Origin of the sequence: Veillonella sp. T14073-2 (assembly GCF_002959875.1) — a bacterium.
GTDB classification, from domain to species: domain Bacteria; phylum Bacillota; class Negativicutes; order Veillonellales; family Veillonellaceae; genus Veillonella; species Veillonella infantium.
On sequence record NZ_PPDC01000012.1, the window covers coordinates 13499 to 30053 of the forward strand.

General features: G+C 37.1%; 17 protein-coding genes and 1 tRNA gene. 2 read left to right on the forward strand and 16 right to left on the reverse strand.

Translation table 11 applies throughout. The features are described 5' to 3' along the window. Positions 1-71: 71 nt before the first annotated feature. From argF to ilvB, 6 genes are all read right to left on the reverse strand, one after another. Positions 72-1082 carry an ornithine carbamoyltransferase gene (gene argF, locus VCHSUH04_RS09115; protein ID WP_105086301.1) on the reverse strand — a complete coding sequence of 337 codons (1011 nt, stop codon included), beginning with the start codon at positions 1080-1082 and terminating at the stop codon, positions 72-74. A gap of 31 nt (positions 1083-1113) precedes the next feature. Beyond that, positions 1114-2298: a M20 family metallopeptidase gene (locus VCHSUH04_RS09120; protein ID WP_105086302.1), complete on the reverse strand. Its 1185-nt coding sequence runs from the start codon at positions 2296-2298 to the stop codon at positions 1114-1116. A 352-nt stretch (positions 2299-2650) separates the two neighbouring features. After that, positions 2651-3973, reverse strand: a complete 1323-nt coding sequence (locus VCHSUH04_RS09125; protein ID WP_105086303.1) for a fibronectin type III domain-containing protein — start codon at positions 3971-3973, stop codon at positions 2651-2653. Positions 3974-4062: 89 nt separating this feature from the next. Then, positions 4063-4650 carry a carbonic anhydrase gene (locus tag VCHSUH04_RS09130; protein ID WP_105086304.1) on the reverse strand — a complete coding sequence of 196 codons (588 nt, stop codon included), beginning with the start codon at positions 4648-4650 and terminating at the stop codon, positions 4063-4065. A 161-nt stretch (positions 4651-4811) separates the two neighbouring features. After that, on the reverse strand, positions 4812-5324 hold the full coding sequence (ilvN, locus tag VCHSUH04_RS09135; protein ID WP_024064414.1) for an acetolactate synthase small subunit: 513 nt from the start codon (positions 5322-5324) through the stop codon (positions 4812-4814). Between the two features lie 8 nt (positions 5325-5332). Then, on the reverse strand, positions 5333-7060 hold the full coding sequence (gene ilvB / locus VCHSUH04_RS09140; protein WP_105086305.1) for a biosynthetic-type acetolactate synthase large subunit: 1728 nt from the start codon (positions 7058-7060) through the stop codon (positions 5333-5335). A 193-nt stretch (positions 7061-7253) separates the two neighbouring features. Between ilvB and VCHSUH04_RS09145 the strand changes: the two genes are divergently transcribed. Further along, the gene (locus VCHSUH04_RS09145) at positions 7254-7532 is read left to right on the forward strand and encodes a hypothetical protein (RefSeq protein ID WP_005385785.1); all 279 of its coding nucleotides are present in this window, start codon (positions 7254-7256) and stop codon (positions 7530-7532) included. A 51-nt stretch (positions 7533-7583) separates the two neighbouring features. On the opposite strand, the gene VCHSUH04_RS09150 is transcribed toward VCHSUH04_RS09145, so the two are convergent. From VCHSUH04_RS09150 to VCHSUH04_RS09165, 4 genes are all read right to left on the reverse strand, one after another. Next, entirely contained in the window at positions 7584-7913 is a 330-nt protein-coding gene (locus tag VCHSUH04_RS09150; protein ID WP_105086306.1) for a nitrous oxide-stimulated promoter family protein, read from the reverse strand. A gap of 9 nt (positions 7914-7922) precedes the next feature. Then, complete coding sequence (locus VCHSUH04_RS09155) at positions 7923-8738, reverse strand: class I SAM-dependent methyltransferase (RefSeq protein WP_105086307.1); 816 nt, start codon at positions 8736-8738, stop codon at positions 7923-7925. Between the two features lie 405 nt (positions 8739-9143). Then, positions 9144-9608 carry an IS200/IS605 family transposase gene (tnpA, locus tag VCHSUH04_RS09160; protein WP_038125930.1) on the reverse strand — a complete coding sequence of 155 codons (465 nt, stop codon included), beginning with the start codon at positions 9606-9608 and terminating at the stop codon, positions 9144-9146. Positions 9609-9847: 239 nt separating this feature from the next. Then, positions 9848-10603, reverse strand: coding sequence for a LemA family protein (locus VCHSUH04_RS09165; protein ID WP_105086308.1), 756 nt, complete (start codon positions 10601-10603; stop codon positions 9848-9850). Positions 10604-10762: 159 nt separating this feature from the next. Between VCHSUH04_RS09165 and VCHSUH04_RS09170 the strand changes: the two genes are divergently transcribed. Continuing rightward, on the forward strand, positions 10763-11182 hold the full coding sequence (locus VCHSUH04_RS09170; RefSeq protein ID WP_105086309.1) for a hypothetical protein: 420 nt from the start codon (positions 10763-10765) through the stop codon (positions 11180-11182). Positions 11183-11265: 83 nt separating this feature from the next. Here VCHSUH04_RS09170 and VCHSUH04_RS09175 read toward each other — a convergent pair. The 6 genes from VCHSUH04_RS09175 to VCHSUH04_RS09200 form a co-directional block, all read right to left on the reverse strand. Continuing rightward, positions 11266-11340: transfer RNA gene (locus VCHSUH04_RS09175), tRNA-Arg, on the reverse strand. A gap of 171 nt (positions 11341-11511) precedes the next feature. Beyond that, positions 11512-11970: a low molecular weight protein-tyrosine-phosphatase gene (locus tag VCHSUH04_RS09180; RefSeq protein WP_105086312.1), complete on the reverse strand. Its 459-nt coding sequence runs from the start codon at positions 11968-11970 to the stop codon at positions 11512-11514. Between the two features lie 36 nt (positions 11971-12006). Beyond that, positions 12007-12648, reverse strand: a complete 642-nt coding sequence (locus tag VCHSUH04_RS09185) for a flavodoxin family protein (RefSeq protein ID WP_024064270.1) — start codon at positions 12646-12648, stop codon at positions 12007-12009. A gap of 211 nt (positions 12649-12859) precedes the next feature. Then, entirely contained in the window at positions 12860-15106 is a 2247-nt protein-coding gene (locus VCHSUH04_RS09190) for an autotransporter outer membrane beta-barrel domain-containing protein (RefSeq protein ID WP_105086310.1), read from the reverse strand. A gap of 150 nt (positions 15107-15256) precedes the next feature. Continuing rightward, positions 15257-15979, reverse strand: a complete 723-nt coding sequence (locus VCHSUH04_RS09195; protein ID WP_105086311.1) for a DUF4198 domain-containing protein — start codon at positions 15977-15979, stop codon at positions 15257-15259. 355 nt (positions 15980-16334) lie between these two features. Beyond that, positions 16335-16555: transposase (locus VCHSUH04_RS09200; protein ID WP_199176443.1), on the reverse strand; the 221-nt coding region annotated here is incomplete at its 5' end.

Sequence of the window (16555 nt, forward strand, 5' to 3'; positions counted from 1 at the left end):
TCAGTTATTACTTTCATCGATTATAAATAGGAAACAAACTATACCATACATCACCTTCTAGGGAGATGAAATTATTTCAAAGGATAGTCACTAAAGGTAGCAACCATAACAGCTTTGATAGTATGTAGACGATTTTCTGCTTCTTGGAATGCTAAGGAGTTTGGACCTTCAAATACCTCTTCCGTTACCTCAATACCATTCATGCCGAACCGTTCAAAGATATCTTTACCTACTTGAGTTTCCGTATTGTGGAATGCTGGCAAGCAGTGACAGAATTTTGTATTTGGATTACCAGTTAATGCCATCATTTCAGCGTTAACTTGGAATGGTTTAAACGTATTGATACGTTCTTCCCACATATCGTATGTATCACCCATAGTTACCCATACACCTGTATAGATTACATCTAAGCCTTTAACACCTTCCGCTACATCGTCTGTACATGTAATGGTAGCACCTGTTTCTTTCGCAACTTTCAAACATTCTTCATAGAATGGACCGGCTGGCCAGTATTGTTTAGGACCGATAAGTCTAAAGTCCATACCCATTTTAGCGGCGCCACTCATTAAGGCATTACACATATTAGATTGACCGTGACCTACATAAGCATAGGAGATTTCATTCAATGGTTTGTCGATATTTTCTTGAAGTGTCAAAAAGTTTGCTAATGTTTGTGTTGGGTGGTCCATATCGGTAAGGCCATTCCAAACAGGTACGCCAGAATAATCAGCTAATGTATCTACATCGGCTTGATCAAAACCTCTAAACTCGATGGCATCATACATAGATCCTAGAACACGAGCTGTATCTTTTAAGGATTCTTTTTTATTCATTTGGGAACCTGTAGGGCCAAGATATGTTGTATGAGCACCTTGGTCCGCAGCACCTACTTCAAAGGCACAACGTGTCCGTGTAGAGTCTTTTTCAAAAATTAATGCAAAGTTTTTACCTACTAATGTTTTGATTTCTTTGCCAGCTTTTTTATCGGCTTTTAACTTTGCAGCCAAGTCCAAGAAGTATTTAATTTCTTCTGGTGTGTATTGAAGCATTGTTTTAAATGATGTATGTTGTAAACTCTTCATAATAACCTCTTATTTCAAACTACTTATTTAACTACTTTTCTTGTAAAAATTCGGCGGCAATAGCAGCCATCATTGTTATACCAGTTTCCAGGATGCTTTCATCAATGGTGAAAGCCTCATTATGCAAGGCCGGATTACCTTCAAATCCAGTACCTAACCAAAGGAAAGCACCTTTTATTTTATGAAGATACGCGGAGAAGTCCTCTGCAGCCATAGACGGGAATTCAGGATGTACCACAGCTTCTTTACCAAGATATTTCTCTACAATAGATGTGGCATAATCAATGGCGTCTGGATTGTTGATAGTAGCACCATGACCACGTTTATAATCTAAGGTACTCTTTGTTTTTAATAACATATCGAGAGCTTGTAAACTTTCACCAAGACGTCGTTCTATATAATCCCGTTTTGCTGGTTCATAGGTACGGCATGTTCCTTCAAGGTATACATCGCCACAGCCTATATTGTATCTGTCGCCACCCTTGATAACACCGATGGTACACACGAGATTTTCCATTGGATTTGTTTCACGAGCCACAATAGATTCTACGTTTACAATCCAGTTTGCGGCTGCTACGATGGCATCTACCCCATTATGAGGCTCCGCACCATGAGTTGATTTCCCCTTAATATGAACAAGGAAGTGATCCGATGCAGCCATCAAATTACCTTTTTTTAAGCCTACAGTACCAACTGGAAGTTGAGGCCATACATGAAGACCATATATTTCATCTACATCATCGAGGATACCGCTATCTACAATGCCTTGTGCACCGGGGAATAACGCTTCCTCTTCAGAAGGTTGGAACACAAGCTTTACAGTACCGTGCAATTGATCCTTAATAGATTGTAAAATCGCTGCAGCACCAAGCAAAATTGCTATATGGCTATCATGACCACATGCATGCATAACACCATCGTTTTGTGATGCGAATGGCAAGCCTGTAGTTTCATGAATTGGCAATGCATCTATATCAGCACGCAAGGCGATTACTGGCCCGGGTTGAGCTCCTTCGATTTTACCGATAACTGCATAGTCAGAAACATCATTTACAAAAGGAATACCTAATTCACCAAGAACCTTTTGAATAAATAAGGATGTATTTTTTTCTTCACCAGATAATTCTGGATGACTATGGATATGTCGACGCCAGGCTACAACTTGTTCTTTATATTGTGCGGCATACTTCTTAATCAAATCTTGTAATGTGCTCATTACTCTATCTCCTTTATACACTGTATGCATATTTTATACATATTTTGTGTATTTTTATAACTCATGTACGTATTATAATACTATTGCTCGTATTATTCAAGTTTTATACATAATTATTGTATTTTTATTTGTCATGCTATGGATTAATTTTTATCATAGTCCTTAAAACTGTAATTTACATGAACTTTATTTAGCATATAAAATACCTAATAAATATATAATTATCTTTTATATGTTAACCTATTTTATGGATACATTTTAGAAAACAATTTGTATAAACACACAAAAAAGACACCTTCCAAAGAAGGTGTCTTTTACTTTTATATTCTTATGCTTTTGTACTCTTGTGCTTTTATTTCTCTATAACCGACTCATCTAGCTGTGTACCATCAGGTAAGAAAGCTTTTACAATCAATTTATTAGGTGTAACAGTCATCGCCATATAGTTATTCTTATCTCGATCTGGTGCCACATATACATCTAAAGGATGTTCTTTCCACTTAGGGCGACGAGTATCTCCGGCAATACCAGTCAGAATATATAATGGTCCCGAAGCATCTCGATTAAAGTTACGTACATGCCCTCTATTACGATAAGAATGTAAATGAGCTGACAACACTAAATCTACATTAAACTCATCAAAGATAGGCATAAACAATACGCCCTCTTCGTTGAATCCTACATCACGACTTGCGCCAGGGCGGTCAATGGCATATTGGAATGGATCCCGATGCATGAGAACTACGGTCCACTTTTTAGTATTTGCTGTCAAATCTTGGCGTAGCCACTGAATCTGTACATCGTATAAATCAGGATGATGCGTATCATGATTATCCTCATGATTGCTTTCATAAAGTTGCGTATCTAATACAACGTAATGAACATCACCGAAGTCATAGGAATAATAACGACGATTAAAAGTTTCATTCCCATTAGGCGGTACTGCGAAATAATTCAAATACGCATAAGGCTCGCGCATTTTCCAATCTAATGTATACATCTCGTGATTGCCTAATGTCGTTGCTAACGGCACATTAGCACTCAACGGTCTAATGGAATTTAACCAAGTGCGCCATTGATAGTCTTGTTCCCCATTATCTACAAGGTCCCCCATACTAATATACAGGGCTGTCCTTGGATTGCGATGTGCTGAGTCCTTTACAATCTCTTCCCATTGAGAATAATCCCCCGACTGAGAGTCTGGATAGATAAGAACATCATAGACACTAGCGCCAGCCGTTTCCAGGGAGTACCAATCACTACGGCGATCACTGCCATACCCAACACGATACTCATACTTTGTTTCAGGTGTTAACCCTGTCAAAGTGCCCTCATGAATATAGGTAGTACTGCCATCATCGGTAAAAGCTTTATCTGTAGCATTTATGGTTTGTATAGTATCGGTCCCATCTTGGCGATATTCTATGATAGCATCAGATTCACTACTATCAGACTGCCACATAATGGTACGGCTTGTGCTATTATCTTGAGCTACAATTTGCCGAATATAACGACTTTCAGAATCGAGTAGTGGTTTTATCTCTTGGCCACTCACTACAGCCGCTGTTCTAGCTATACGACTCTGTATAGCATCTTTATATACATAGCCACCTATGACTAATACAACCAATGCTGCAATAGCTATAATTGTTTTTAATAGTTTACTTTTATTCATATAGTTCCTTTATGTAAATATGTATTAAGTACTAATATGAACACATTATAAAACTTAAACTTAACTTTAAGTCAAACAAGATTTACCTACTATTTTTCGTAATATTGCTTCATTTGTGTATAGCCATTAACGATGACTTCAATTTCACCTGTTCTAGGATGGAAGATAAGACCGTGAATAGGTACGTCTTTCGGAATCAAAGGATTCATACGCAATTCGTCTACTGTGTCTTCTACATTTTCTACAGGATGTGTAAATCCATCTGCCCAGCGTTCCATTTCTTTACGGACCATATGAATCGCTTCTGGTGCAATACCACGAGCCAACATTTTTTCTGTTAGATCTTTTGCTGTAGTTTTTGCCATACCACATTCATGATGACCAATGATAAAGATTTCGTTAACGCCTAGCTCATAGATACATACAAGTAAGCTACGTACAACGCCATCAAAGGGACCTGTAATACAGTTCCCTGCAGTCTTTACGATTTTCGCTTCACCGCGTCCAATATCCATGGAATCTTCTAAGAAATTAACAAGACGTGTATCCATGCATGTAACGATTGCCATTTCTCGACTAGGCATCTTACTGCATTTAGTATCTGTTTCTACATAACCTGTATTTTGATCTTCTACATATTCTCTATTATGGGCTAAAATATCATCTAATAAACTCATAGTACCTCCTATATAAAAAGACCTTGGCATACAACCAAGGTCTCTATATCAATAATGGTCGATATAAATATTATATCATATTCAGTTGTACCCATTCTAAATCACTACCAGTCTTAGATCATTATCCTCCAGAAATAGATTTAGAATAATTAAGTTAAGACTTATCTATCAGGTGTAGATAGTGCTTCAATAGCTACGCTACCACCGCGTACAACTTCAATGCGATTGACAAACATATCTTTAAATAGAGCAATCATATCGTTATTTTTGGATACTGTTTTTACACATTGTACGAGAACAGATTTGCGGTTATAATCAACTACCAACAAGTCAAAGGTTTGAGCAATGCGGAAGATTTCTTGTTTATCTGCTTCTTTGCAACTGTTGACCTTAATAAACAATAGTTCTTTCTTTGTAATCCGCATATCTGTAAAGTCGATAACCTTAATCACCTCTACACTGCGATTAAGCTGTTTAATGATTTGTTCGTATGTCAAATCATCGCATGTGAGCTCAATGGTCATACGAGACATGGTAGGATCTTCAGTTTCCCCTACTGTCAATGTATCAAGGTTATAGTTTTTACCTGCGAAGAGGCCAGAAATTTTAGCCAATACGCCGATTTGGTTTTCTACATACGCTGAAATACAGCGTTTTTCCATATGTAATTCCATAGCCCCTCCTATTTTTTATCCTTTAATAACATATCGCTTAAAGATTTGCCAGCTGGTACCATTGGCAATACATTGAGCTCTGTTGGAATGATGAACTCAAGTAATGTAGGACCATCTTTGAAAGTATCTGCCAATTGGAACCCTTTTTCGATATCCTCTGCCTTCGTGATACGCATAGCTTTAGCACCATAAGCTTCTGCCAATTGTACAAAGTTTGGAACATATTCAAACTCATCATTATCGATCATATCACGCGTTACAATAGAGCTTTCATCCATCAACAAATTAGTACAAGCATATCGTTTATCGTAGAACAATTGTTGCCATTGCCGTACATTACCAAGGAAGCCATTATTCAAAATGATGAGAGTTACAGGTAAACGGTAATGCATAGCTGTGGCAAATTCTTGGATATTCATTTGTACACCACCATCACCACAGATAGCAAATACTCGTTTATCAGGGTTGCCAATTTGAGCCCCTAACGCCGCTGGGAACCCATAGCCCATCGTGCCAAGGCCACCAGATGTCAACATTTGGTGTTGTCCTTTAATTTCGAGGAACTGAGTAGTCCACAATTGATTTTGTCCTACATCAGTAGCAACAATAGGTCGTGCATAGTGGTTATTAATATAATCAATAACAATTTGAGGTGTTAAGCCTTCTTCACCAGCTTGTGTAACAGGGCGGTCAGCCTTAAGTTGTTGTAATTGTGCAGGCCATTCACCAAGATCATGAGGTTCAATATATTCTAATAATTTTTCAATAGCTAATTTAGCATCTGCTACAATCGGAATATCTACCTTAATATTTTTAGAAATAGATGCTGCATCCACATCAATATGGATAATCTTACAATTTTGTGCAAAGGTACTTAACTTGCCTGTAATACGGTCGTTAAAGCGTGTACCAATAGAAATCATTACATCACAATCAGTGAGTGCCACATTCGGTGCATAGCCACCATGAATACCAATATTGCCGAGATATAAAGGATGTCGACTATCGATAGCACCTTTACCCATCAATGTAGTTACAACAGGAATGCCTGTTTTTTCTACTAGCTTCATCATGAGGTCGTTAGCACCACTAATGCTAACGCCACCGCCTAATAAGAATAGTGGTCGTTTAGCCTTGCTGATAATAGAACATGCTTTTTTTACTTGTCCTACGTGAACTGTTGTATTTGGTTTATAGCCACGAATATTGACTTCTGTAGGATACTCATCAGAGCCCATAGCCTTTTGAATGTTTTTAGGAACATCCACCACTACAGGACCAGGACGACCAGTACGGGCAATATAAAATGCTTCTTTCAAAATACGCCCTAGCTCTTTACGATCACGAACGGTAACAGCATATTTACAGATATTGCGCACAATACCGACTGTATCCACCTCTTGGAATGCGTCATTACCCATGAGGCCCAAGTCTACTTGACCTGTAATACAAACAAGGGGAACACTATCAGCGTATGCTGTAGCAATACCTGTCACAAGGTTTGTAGCACCTGGTCCAGAGGTTACCATGCACACCCCTACTTTACCTGTACTGCGAGCATAACCATCTGCTGCATGAGCCAATGCTTGCTCATGACGTGGCAAAATCACTTTTACCTTATCTTGTTTATATAATTCATCCATGATATCAATGGTTGCTGCCCCAGGATAGTTAAATAGTATATCTACCTGCTCCTCTTGAAGGGCCTTCACCACATATGCTGCGCCTGAAATCATAGGTGCCTCCTTAACTATGTAAAAAATGCATATCGCATTCTCAATATTCTCATTCGATATATCTAAAAAATTGAATATCTTATATAGATGTGTTATACTCAGTAGTGTACCACATGTTGTGGTACATGAGTATGTAATAAATCTCAAATTATAGAAATATATATTAATTTTGTCTGGAAAGGACTGTAAAACCATGAAAGAAATCTTAGGTTTCCACTTAAACGGTTGCCCTTATTGTGCAAATGCATTCCGTGCTATCGATGAACTTGTTGCAGAAAACCCTGCATATGCAGACATTCATATCAACTGGGTTGAAGATCAAGACGCTCATGAGCTCTTCAAAACTCACCCTTATGAGTACTATCCAAACTTATGGTTCGACCTCGACAAACAATATGAGGCTCAACCTGGTGAAAGCTATGACCAAACAAAAGCATTAATCAAAGCTGTATTGGACAAAGCAATCGCATAAGATTATTACATGAAAACGTGATAAATCCATTAAGAAAGAGGCTAGCAAATGCTAGCCTCTTTTTTTGTCTTTCCATTCAAGATACATATGTCTAATAACTTGGATTGGTGATACAAATAACATCCTTGGTCCACCATAACGCATAATTTCACGGATTTTTTCACGATAATTAGGTGCATAGCAATGGGTTTTACATACACTACAGAATGTTTTACTATCCATATGCGGACATGCATCAATGCGATGCTCTGCATATTCCCAAACCTGCTCGCAATCCTCACATAGCTGACCCTTAGGAGTATGGTGCTTATTATGACAATAGATGCCAATGATTTGGTACATAGTTTTTAGTTCTAACTTACGTTTTTCATCAACTGTCATACTGTTCTCCTATTTCACAGACCATGATACCCAAGCCACTTTATCAACTGTTTTATTATGAATTTCTCCATTAATGGCTAATGGTTCAATGAGATTTCTAATTTCTACCTTCATATCTTCTATATCGCCCCATGTATTATTATGAAGTCGCATAGCAAAGTAATTAACCGCTTTATCAAGGCTCATAACCTCTGTTTCAGGCACTGTCTTATAGGTTACTTTTACATTATGCCCTATTTCATGAATAACATCTAAACATGCTTTCATCTTACCATCCCAAGGGAATGAATCGCGACCAAAGAAATGTTCAGATAACATATCTACTGTTTCATCACTGCGTTCACTAAAAGCGATCCACAAGCATTTGTCCTTACTTGATTCATGCATGGCGCGAATGTTTTCTACATCAAACATGATAGGGCAAAAAATACTATATGTTAAATCAAAGGTTTTATCCCATTTTAGTTCACGGCGAGTTTCATCAGACCACGGTGCAATATATAAGCTAAGATCTAAACCTTCTGCCTCTGCTAATTGTTTAGCACCACGAATCATACCATCAGATAGATCTATACCGGTTGCCTTATGGCCTTCACGAGCCAATCCTAACGCATAGTCACATACACCACAACCAATATCAAGGGTACAACCGCCTTTAGGGGGCAAAAGATTTTCATCCTTCAAGAAGGATAAAAACTTTGTAACCTGCGCCTTACGATCGTCCCGATTGTGCATTTCTACAAAGTAATTAGATCGATTATTCCACGCATCTTGCTCATTACGCCAAGTTTCATCGACGGTGAGTTCTTGTATTCTATTTGTCATTCTATCTCCTCTATATCACTACATCAAAACTATGCAATGATACAATTTAGTACTTTATTAATCTTAATTAGATAATCTATATATTATTCATCACGTCCTATATGCCTAGTGTTCCAGCTAAGATGTTCAGATTTTCACAAGGACATTTTTATTGTACATCATTCTCAAAATAAAATGTGTTACTCAAATCACATTTACACGTTATCTTGATATTATTAAATATATATTTTTACATAAATGCTATATTAGATGGTATTTTCAATCATAACCACCCGTAGAACGGGTGGTTTGCTCTGACCCTATAAGGGTCTTTCTCTAGTGGTGGCCCTCTAAAGAGGGCATTGAATGATCTGACAACCACTCTATTACCACTGGCTGCCCCCTACTCGGGGGCTTTTATTTTGCCTATTTTACTGGCTCACCTGTAAACGGGTCGGTATATTCTTTAAAGTTTAATGTATCTTGCGCTATATCCTCTTGTAGTTGATTGCGAATATACTCTTTTATCGCTCCTTCATATCGTCCTACCGTATCCACATAATATCCTCTACACCAGAAATGTCTATTTCCATACTTATATTTTAAATTTGCGTGTTTATCGAATATCATGAGGCTACTTTTACTTTTTAAATATCCCATAAAACTCGATACGCTTAAATGTGGTGGTATCGTTACTAACATATGAATATGATCCGGACAGCATTCCGCCTCTATAATCTCTACATTTTTTCTCTTACATAAATCTCTTAAAATTTTACCTACATCAGCTTTTATCCGACCATAAATTATTTGTCTTCTATACTTCGGAGCAAAAACAATATGATATTTACATCTCCATTTACTATGTGATAAGCTTTTTACGTCATTCATTGACATTGAACCTCCTATATTTAAATGTTGTGGTTGCCAGACCAACTCCATTTTATCACTAGGAGGTTCTTTCCTTTTCTCTAAGAATTTTTACCGACCCCCAGTTTAACTGGGGGTTTAGTCATGCCTATTCGGCGTACAAAAACAAAAAACTCCACTCAACGAGTGGAGTCTTTTATCTCTCATTTTACAAATAGATTTATATACTATCTGCTCATATACATCAATTGAATATATGATTACTTCTCTTCTTGTTTCTCTACTGAAGCAGACGCCTCTTCAATTTTAGGAGCTTCTGTTTCAGTTTTCTCTTCAGTCTTTACACTCTCATTATTAGAAGAAGATTCACGCTCTTGTTTAAGACGTGCTTCTCTCTTCGCTTGTGCTTCTTGCTCGCGTTTTTCAAAGGATTCTCTAATTTTATCTGTTGTATCCTTCAACTTGTCTGTGCCCTTTATAGCAAGATCTTTAATTGCTTCTGGATCAGCACCACTAAATTCAGCTAAAGCCTCTTCATTATTTGGATCAAAGAATGGGGCCTGTTTAAATCCCAATAAGGATGCCACAAATACCATTGGAATTTGGGCAATCTCACTATTATACTCTTTTACTTGGAAGTTATAAGTCTCACGTTTATTAGAAATGAACGTTTCATTTTCACTAATCGCTTCTAAGAATTTACTATATTGAGTATTGGCTTTTAACTCTGGAAATTGATTAGCTAAAGCTGTAATATTTTGAACTGCTTTTGCTGTTTCACGAGCCATATCTACAAAGTTATCAGACACTTTTAATTGAATTAATTTTTCATAATCATCATACTCATTTACAAGACCTGTAAACTGATTAACAATAGCTACTTTTTTCTCGTAAGCAACGATAATATTGGCACGTGCCTCTTTAATCTCTACAGTCAATTTTTGTAGTAAATTGTATTGCTTAACAAAAAAGAAAATTAAGAATATAATTATAAAAAATATAAGCGTAGAAAACATAGAACTCTCTCCATTTCGATTACAAATAACCATGCAATTTTGAGAATATTATACATATGTAAGATATAACCAATATGAAATTTCATTCATGAAGTGATATAAAATGATTTCATACATTACTTATATTTATTATAATAGAGATAAGGAGGACTTAATTGTATGGGAAAATATATGATAATCCTTATATTTCTATTGATTGCTATCGCTGTAGTTTTTGCTACTTATAACTTATCTATCATTAGATCTATGCCTCCTGAAGAGCGTTATAAACTTCTTTACTTTAAGGATGATCAAGTCTCTATAGGCATTGGCTTAGTAAGAAGAACATTTAAATTAAGCGATATTCGTGAGGTACGTTTTTCTAAAGGAAAACAATTCCGTAGTATGGGCAGTTGGGCCGGCAGAATACAAATTTGTAAACTAAATGGTAAAACAAGCCGTTGGATAGAATTTGATGGTACTGTCTATTACAAAAAGATGGTATATATAACTAATGAAGAAGTCATTGATAAATCAATAGACTTACTGATGAATGAATTCCAATCAAGAGGTATTCATTGTAATAAATATAGATGCTAACATATAATTTTCTGAACTATACATCAACCTAAAGAATAAAGACACATAAAAAGGCTTCTCGAAATTTCGAGAAGCCTTTTATTTGGTGCGCCTAGCAGGAATCGAACCTGCGCACCCGGTTCCGGAGACCGGCGCTCTATCCCCTGAGCTATAGGCGCATGAATACCTAAAAATTATACCATATTACGTTATGGTTCGATAGTATAAAGTATAAAGCAAGATAGTCTGTATATAGAAAAGACCTTACTATTAAATCAATTCAAGATTGGAATAACTATAGTTAAACTCAATCACTATTGATACATCATCTAATAGTAAGGTCTTTATATTTATATTTTTTCTTTAATCAACGCTAATAGAGCATCACAGCTACGACTGACATCATCATAGGTTTCGTCAAAGTTTCCCGTATACCAAGGATCCTTTACATCACGGCTTTCACTAACAAAGGACATAGCCTTATATACCTTGGAATCTACATCTTCTCCAATGATACGTTTTAAATTACGTCCGTTATTTTCATCCATAATTACGAGGTAATCAAAATTATGATAGTCATCAACGGTCACTTGACGAGCCTTACGGCGCGTATATGGAATACCCATTTCATCTAGCTTTTGCTTAGTCCCATAATGGGTGTCGTTCCCTATCTCCTCACGAGATGTAGCGGCAGACTCAACATAAATAGAATCGCTAAGTCCAGCTTTCGCAACGATATGCCTCATATAAAACTCAGCCATAGTTGAACGACAAATATTACCATGACAAATGAATAAAATTTTAACCATCATAATTCCTCTAGTAACTCAACCATCGATAAGTTATTAACGCACAAAGTTCGTAGATACTTTTTTCTCTTTATCTGTATCTGGATATGGTACGCCTTGCTCCTTAGCTACAGCAAAGCTACGCATCATCCAAACCATATTTCTAGCCAAGTTACGCATGGTTTGCATACCTTCTTCATCTTGCTTAGCATCTTCTGCTACTAGACCATGGCTAATATTCCAATATGTAGAGCCTGCAATTGGCATTTGAGAAATACCAAAGTATTTATTAAGTACATCAAAGGAAGCCGTTGTACCACCGCGACGAGCTACGGCGATAGATGCACCTGGTTTAAAGGCAAATGGATTTGGCTTTACACTTTCTGCACTAAAGAATACGCGATCTAAAAAGGATAAAATACGTCCACTCGGATGTGCATAATATACAGGTGTTGCAAAGATAAATCCATCTGCATCCTTCGCTTTTTCTACAAAGGCATTTACATCATCATCCTTGAATACACATTCACCATGTTCAAAACAATAACCACATTGAATACAATCTCGAATCGGCTTATTACCAAGTTGAATAACTTCAGTATCTACATTTGCCTCAGTAAAGACCTTTTGTACTTCTTTTATAGCTTGCATAGTTGTGCCATTCACATGACTACTACCATTTACGATCAAAACTTTCATATTATATCCTCCTAACTCTTACTTAAGAAGTTGCATATTAACTGGCCTTTATATACTATCACAGAAATACAAAATTGTTAAAGTCTGTCCATCACAGCAAGCCAGTTAATATTTGCCTATTTGCCGCTATAGAATAATTCACATAAACACTTTTACAAAAAACTCTGTAGCAGCTCGATTTAAAGCTACTACAGAGTTTTGATATGCCTAATTAAAAGTTATGTCTAACGCCTGCATCGATACGCCATGTATTATCGATGGTAGCACCAAAGTTTTTAGTGAGTGTGCCATATAGATATGTACTAGGACGAACACTCCAAGAACCGCCGATTTCCGCATCAAGCCATGTATCCTTTAAATCTACAGTTGTTTGTACTGTTGGATTACCTGGTGCAGAATATGTAGTATTTACCTTACCAGAGAATTCATGAGCTAGTGCTAGTTTTGCAAAGATATTGGATTTTTCTGTTTCTTTACCAATACCAATGCCAAGTCTACCTACGGCAGAGTTGACCGCATCAGATTTTACATGCATGGATCCACCGCCTGCAATAGTTGCATCATAGGATACACCATTTAAACGACCTAATATGAATTCTACACTAGGGTCGATATAGAAACCATTTTGTTTTTTAATACGTTTGCCATATTCAGCACTCAAGGATGTACCAAATGTATGGTAGTTACCATTCAAACGTTGGCCGCTCATAGAGTTAAGGCTATAGTCGTTTGATAATCTATTACCACGAGCGATGATATCTATATACCGACCATCATTATGTTGCTTTGTACCATATAAAGCTATACCGCCAAGCTTACCGTCGCCACTGCCGTTGGCATAAGAGTTACTAGATGTACTGTAATCTAGGGCACCGCCGAAAATCCAGCCATTGGAGGCTTTATGATCATACCCAATTTGTACGCCATTGTATGTCATATGTGCATCAGCACCATCTGTAATCTTAGATTTACCACCTATATATTTAGCCCATATTCCTTTATCTGTATTAGCTAGACGAAGGTCACCTAAACGACGTTGTAAATCATTAGTATTATTTTTCCACGCCATGACTGTTGAAGTAAGGGCTGATTTTGTGCCACCTACGAGTGATGATTCACTAGCACGAACAACTTTTGTTGTATCATCTACAATAAGATGACCGTGAGAATCAAAATGATCTGCCCCTAGGTCTGCAACAGCACCAGGTGTAGTAACGCCTTCATTAATTTGAACTGTTGTGCTAAGTTTCTTATCATTGCCTGTGTATTGTAATTTCTTAGCTAATGCTTGAATATCCTTTTTGTAGCTTGCATCGTCGATGGTATTACCGGAATGGTCGCCTTGCATTGTAATATGGCTATTATCCGCCGCATGTTCAACGACGATTTGGCCTTTTCCATCTTCGCTTGCTGGTACGCCAGATTTATAAATGGCATTCACATAACCGCTATAGTTCTGAATTGTTATAGGCCGCGCATCGATAGGATGAATGTTACCTGCTGCAGTTGGGTTAATACCACCTACAAGATTGCGAACCTTACTCCCCTTGTATAGGTACGCTGCATTATCCCCTGATGGACGTTCTTTTTTAGGTGTAGGACGCTCCATGCCAATCCATTCATTATTCCAAGTAGCTCCGTTTTGTAGGTAAATATCTGCACCAGAATTATGAGGATTTTTATTGCTTTCAGCATATTCATTCAAAACAGCACCGGTAAGGCTAGAGTTAGGTGTTGTGAAAGCTAGTGCTATATTAGTTGGTTCTACATTGTGATTTGGATCGCGGCCATAATCCTTGTTGATAAGGCCTACATTACCAACAGCAACTAAGTCATGAGTGCCTGGATGTTTGCCATCAGCGCCTGCATTAACATATACATCCCCTTCTTCTGCTACTACAGAATAGGTATCAGATGTTTCTACAGGATGAGTGATAATCTTACCGCCTCCATCAACAAGGATATGGCCTCGTTGATTGACTTGTAAACCAGAGCCGATAGCATCGATATCTACATTACCTTTAACGTGAATATTGGTATCCCCAAAATCTCGGTCCGGATTATCCTTGCTAAGACGTGGTACCTTACCGCCATAACCAGCATAGACTGCACTCATATAATAATGACCTAATTCTCGCTTCGATGCTGGTGCATCATTCTTTAATCGTACAATAAGGTCTTTATCTACCGTTAGTTGTGAACCAAATCCATTATAAATACCTGTAACATTCTTACTTTTACCAGCCTCTGTTAAACTTTTACCATGTACATTAACTGTTAATGTATCCTCTATGTGTTTAACCTCAGGTTGCGTTTGTACTGGTGATCCCATTGTTAACCCCAGTAACTCCTCTGCTTTATCGCTAGTGGCATTAATTTCTGTAGCCATAGCAGAATAAGATATACCTGTTAATACTAGTGCAGTCATCACGGCTGATACATGACGTCTAATCTTCATAATTCTCTCCTTCTTATATCATGCTTATAATACTCTCACTAAATCACATAAAATTTATAACACCTAAAAAGCACAAAAAGACCCCCTTAGTCCAACTAAGGAGGTCTTCTATTTACTCACACACTCGGTAAGTACTAAAATTACTAATTATTATTCTTCAGGAGAAATAAGGAAGGACAATGCACTAAAGTATTTATTTTGTTCCCCTTTATTTTGTGTAGGGAATGCAACTTCAACACCTACTACATTTAAGCCATCTGCTGTAACAGCTACAGTAGCTTTACCATTTTCATCGGCTTTAGCTTCACCAGTTAAATCATTTACTAAATCTTTGATAAGAGGTGCATTCGCATATGGTTTACCATCTTTAAACACTTGGATTTCATATGTATCACCTTTTCTTAATGTCAATGGATTAACAGAAGGTACAATTTGAATAAATGCATTCTTATCTACAAATGGTTTTGCTTGTGCATTCCAGTAATGAACATCATATTTGATAGCATGTGTACTTTTAACCGCACCAGGAACTTCGGTGATTGGTTTATGAATTGTTTTACCATCTTTAGTCTTAGTCCAGTAGCCATAATCAAAATTAGTTACAGTTACACCAAGGTCTGCTGGTGGAATAATAGCTACATTTTTTTCATGCTTCACAACTTGTACAGGAATTTGTTTGCCTTGTACATCATATCCAGTAATATTTTTTACCATATCTGCACTATAAGCATTATCTACAGGACCCTCACCTAATACAAGTACTTTTTCATCTGTACGGTTAGCGAAAAACACACCATGTGCATCAACAGAAGAGCATACACTACCTGCAGCCAAACCTACAGCAAATAAGGATGCTAATAATTTCTTATTCATAAGAACCTCCATAATCAATAACTTATATCAACAAACTTGCTATTATTATACATCGTCATGGATATTCCGTATATACCGATACCCCTATCAGCAAGACTTTATGCAAAGTCAGTATATACAAGGTTCTATATAATAATTAATCATAAATGATAAAACTATCATCTATTTTTCATATGAATATAATAAATAGGAATATCCTCTTTGTTATATGTAATCAGAACCACCCGTAAAACGGGTGGTTTGCTCACGGGCTATAAGCCCGTAGTACTAGGCCAGCGTCTAAAGGCGCTGGCTTTCACTACGTTCAAGCCGCATAGCCATTGACTCGTAACGGTCCCCTTAAAGGGGATATGTATTACTTGCTACCCTTAAAAGGGTCCTCATATTCTTTTACACTAAGTTTATCTTTCATTTGGTCATGTAACTCTTGCTCACGTATATATTTTTTTACGGTAGCTTCATTTAATCCTACCGTACTTACATAATATCCCTCGGACCAAAAGTGTCTATTTCCAAATTTATACTTTAAGTTTGCGTGTTTATCGAACATCATTAGTGCACTTTTACCCTTTAGAT

Bases quoted from the DNA above. Each gene is read 5' to 3' on its own strand.
- argF (WP_105086301.1), bottom strand. From the start codon at position 1,082: ATGAAGAGTTTACAACATACATCATTTAAAACAATGCTTCAATACACA.
- VCHSUH04_RS09120 (WP_105086302.1), bottom strand. From the start codon at position 2,298: ATGAGCACATTACAAGATTTGATTAAGAAGTATGCCGCACAATATAAA.
- VCHSUH04_RS09125 (WP_105086303.1), bottom strand. From the start codon at position 3,973: ATGAATAAAAGTAAACTATTAAAAACAATTATAGCTATTGCAGCATTG.
- VCHSUH04_RS09130 (WP_105086304.1), bottom strand. From the start codon at position 4,650: ATGAGTTTATTAGATGATATTTTAGCCCATAATAGAGAATATGTAGAA.
- ilvN (WP_024064414.1), bottom strand. From the start codon at position 5,324: ATGGAATTACATATGGAAAAACGCTGTATTTCAGCGTATGTAGAAAAC.
- ilvB (WP_105086305.1), bottom strand. From the start codon at position 7,060: ATGATTTCAGGCGCAGCATATGTGGTGAAGGCCCTTCAAGAGGAGCAG.
- VCHSUH04_RS09145 (WP_005385785.1), top strand. From the start codon at position 7,254: ATGAAAGAAATCTTAGGTTTCCACTTAAACGGTTGCCCTTATTGTGCA.
- VCHSUH04_RS09150 (WP_105086306.1), bottom strand. From the start codon at position 7,913: ATGACAGTTGATGAAAAACGTAAGTTAGAACTAAAAACTATGTACCAA.
- VCHSUH04_RS09155 (WP_105086307.1), bottom strand. From the start codon at position 8,738: ATGACAAATAGAATACAAGAACTCACCGTCGATGAAACTTGGCGTAAT.
- tnpA (WP_038125930.1), bottom strand. From the start codon at position 9,608: ATGAATGACGTAAAAAGCTTATCACATAGTAAATGGAGATGTAAATAT.
- VCHSUH04_RS09165 (WP_105086308.1), bottom strand. From the start codon at position 10,603: ATGTTTTCTACGCTTATATTTTTTATAATTATATTCTTAATTTTCTTT.
- VCHSUH04_RS09170 (WP_105086309.1), top strand. From the start codon at position 10,763: ATGGGAAAATATATGATAATCCTTATATTTCTATTGATTGCTATCGCT.
- VCHSUH04_RS09180 (WP_105086312.1), bottom strand. From the start codon at position 11,970: ATGGTTAAAATTTTATTCATTTGTCATGGTAATATTTGTCGTTCAACT.
- VCHSUH04_RS09185 (WP_024064270.1), bottom strand. From the start codon at position 12,648: ATGAAAGTTTTGATCGTAAATGGTAGTAGTCATGTGAATGGCACAACT.
- VCHSUH04_RS09190 (WP_105086310.1), bottom strand. From the start codon at position 15,106: ATGAAGATTAGACGTCATGTATCAGCCGTGATGACTGCACTAGTATTA.
- VCHSUH04_RS09195 (WP_105086311.1), bottom strand. From the start codon at position 15,979: ATGAATAAGAAATTATTAGCATCCTTATTTGCTGTAGGTTTGGCTGCA.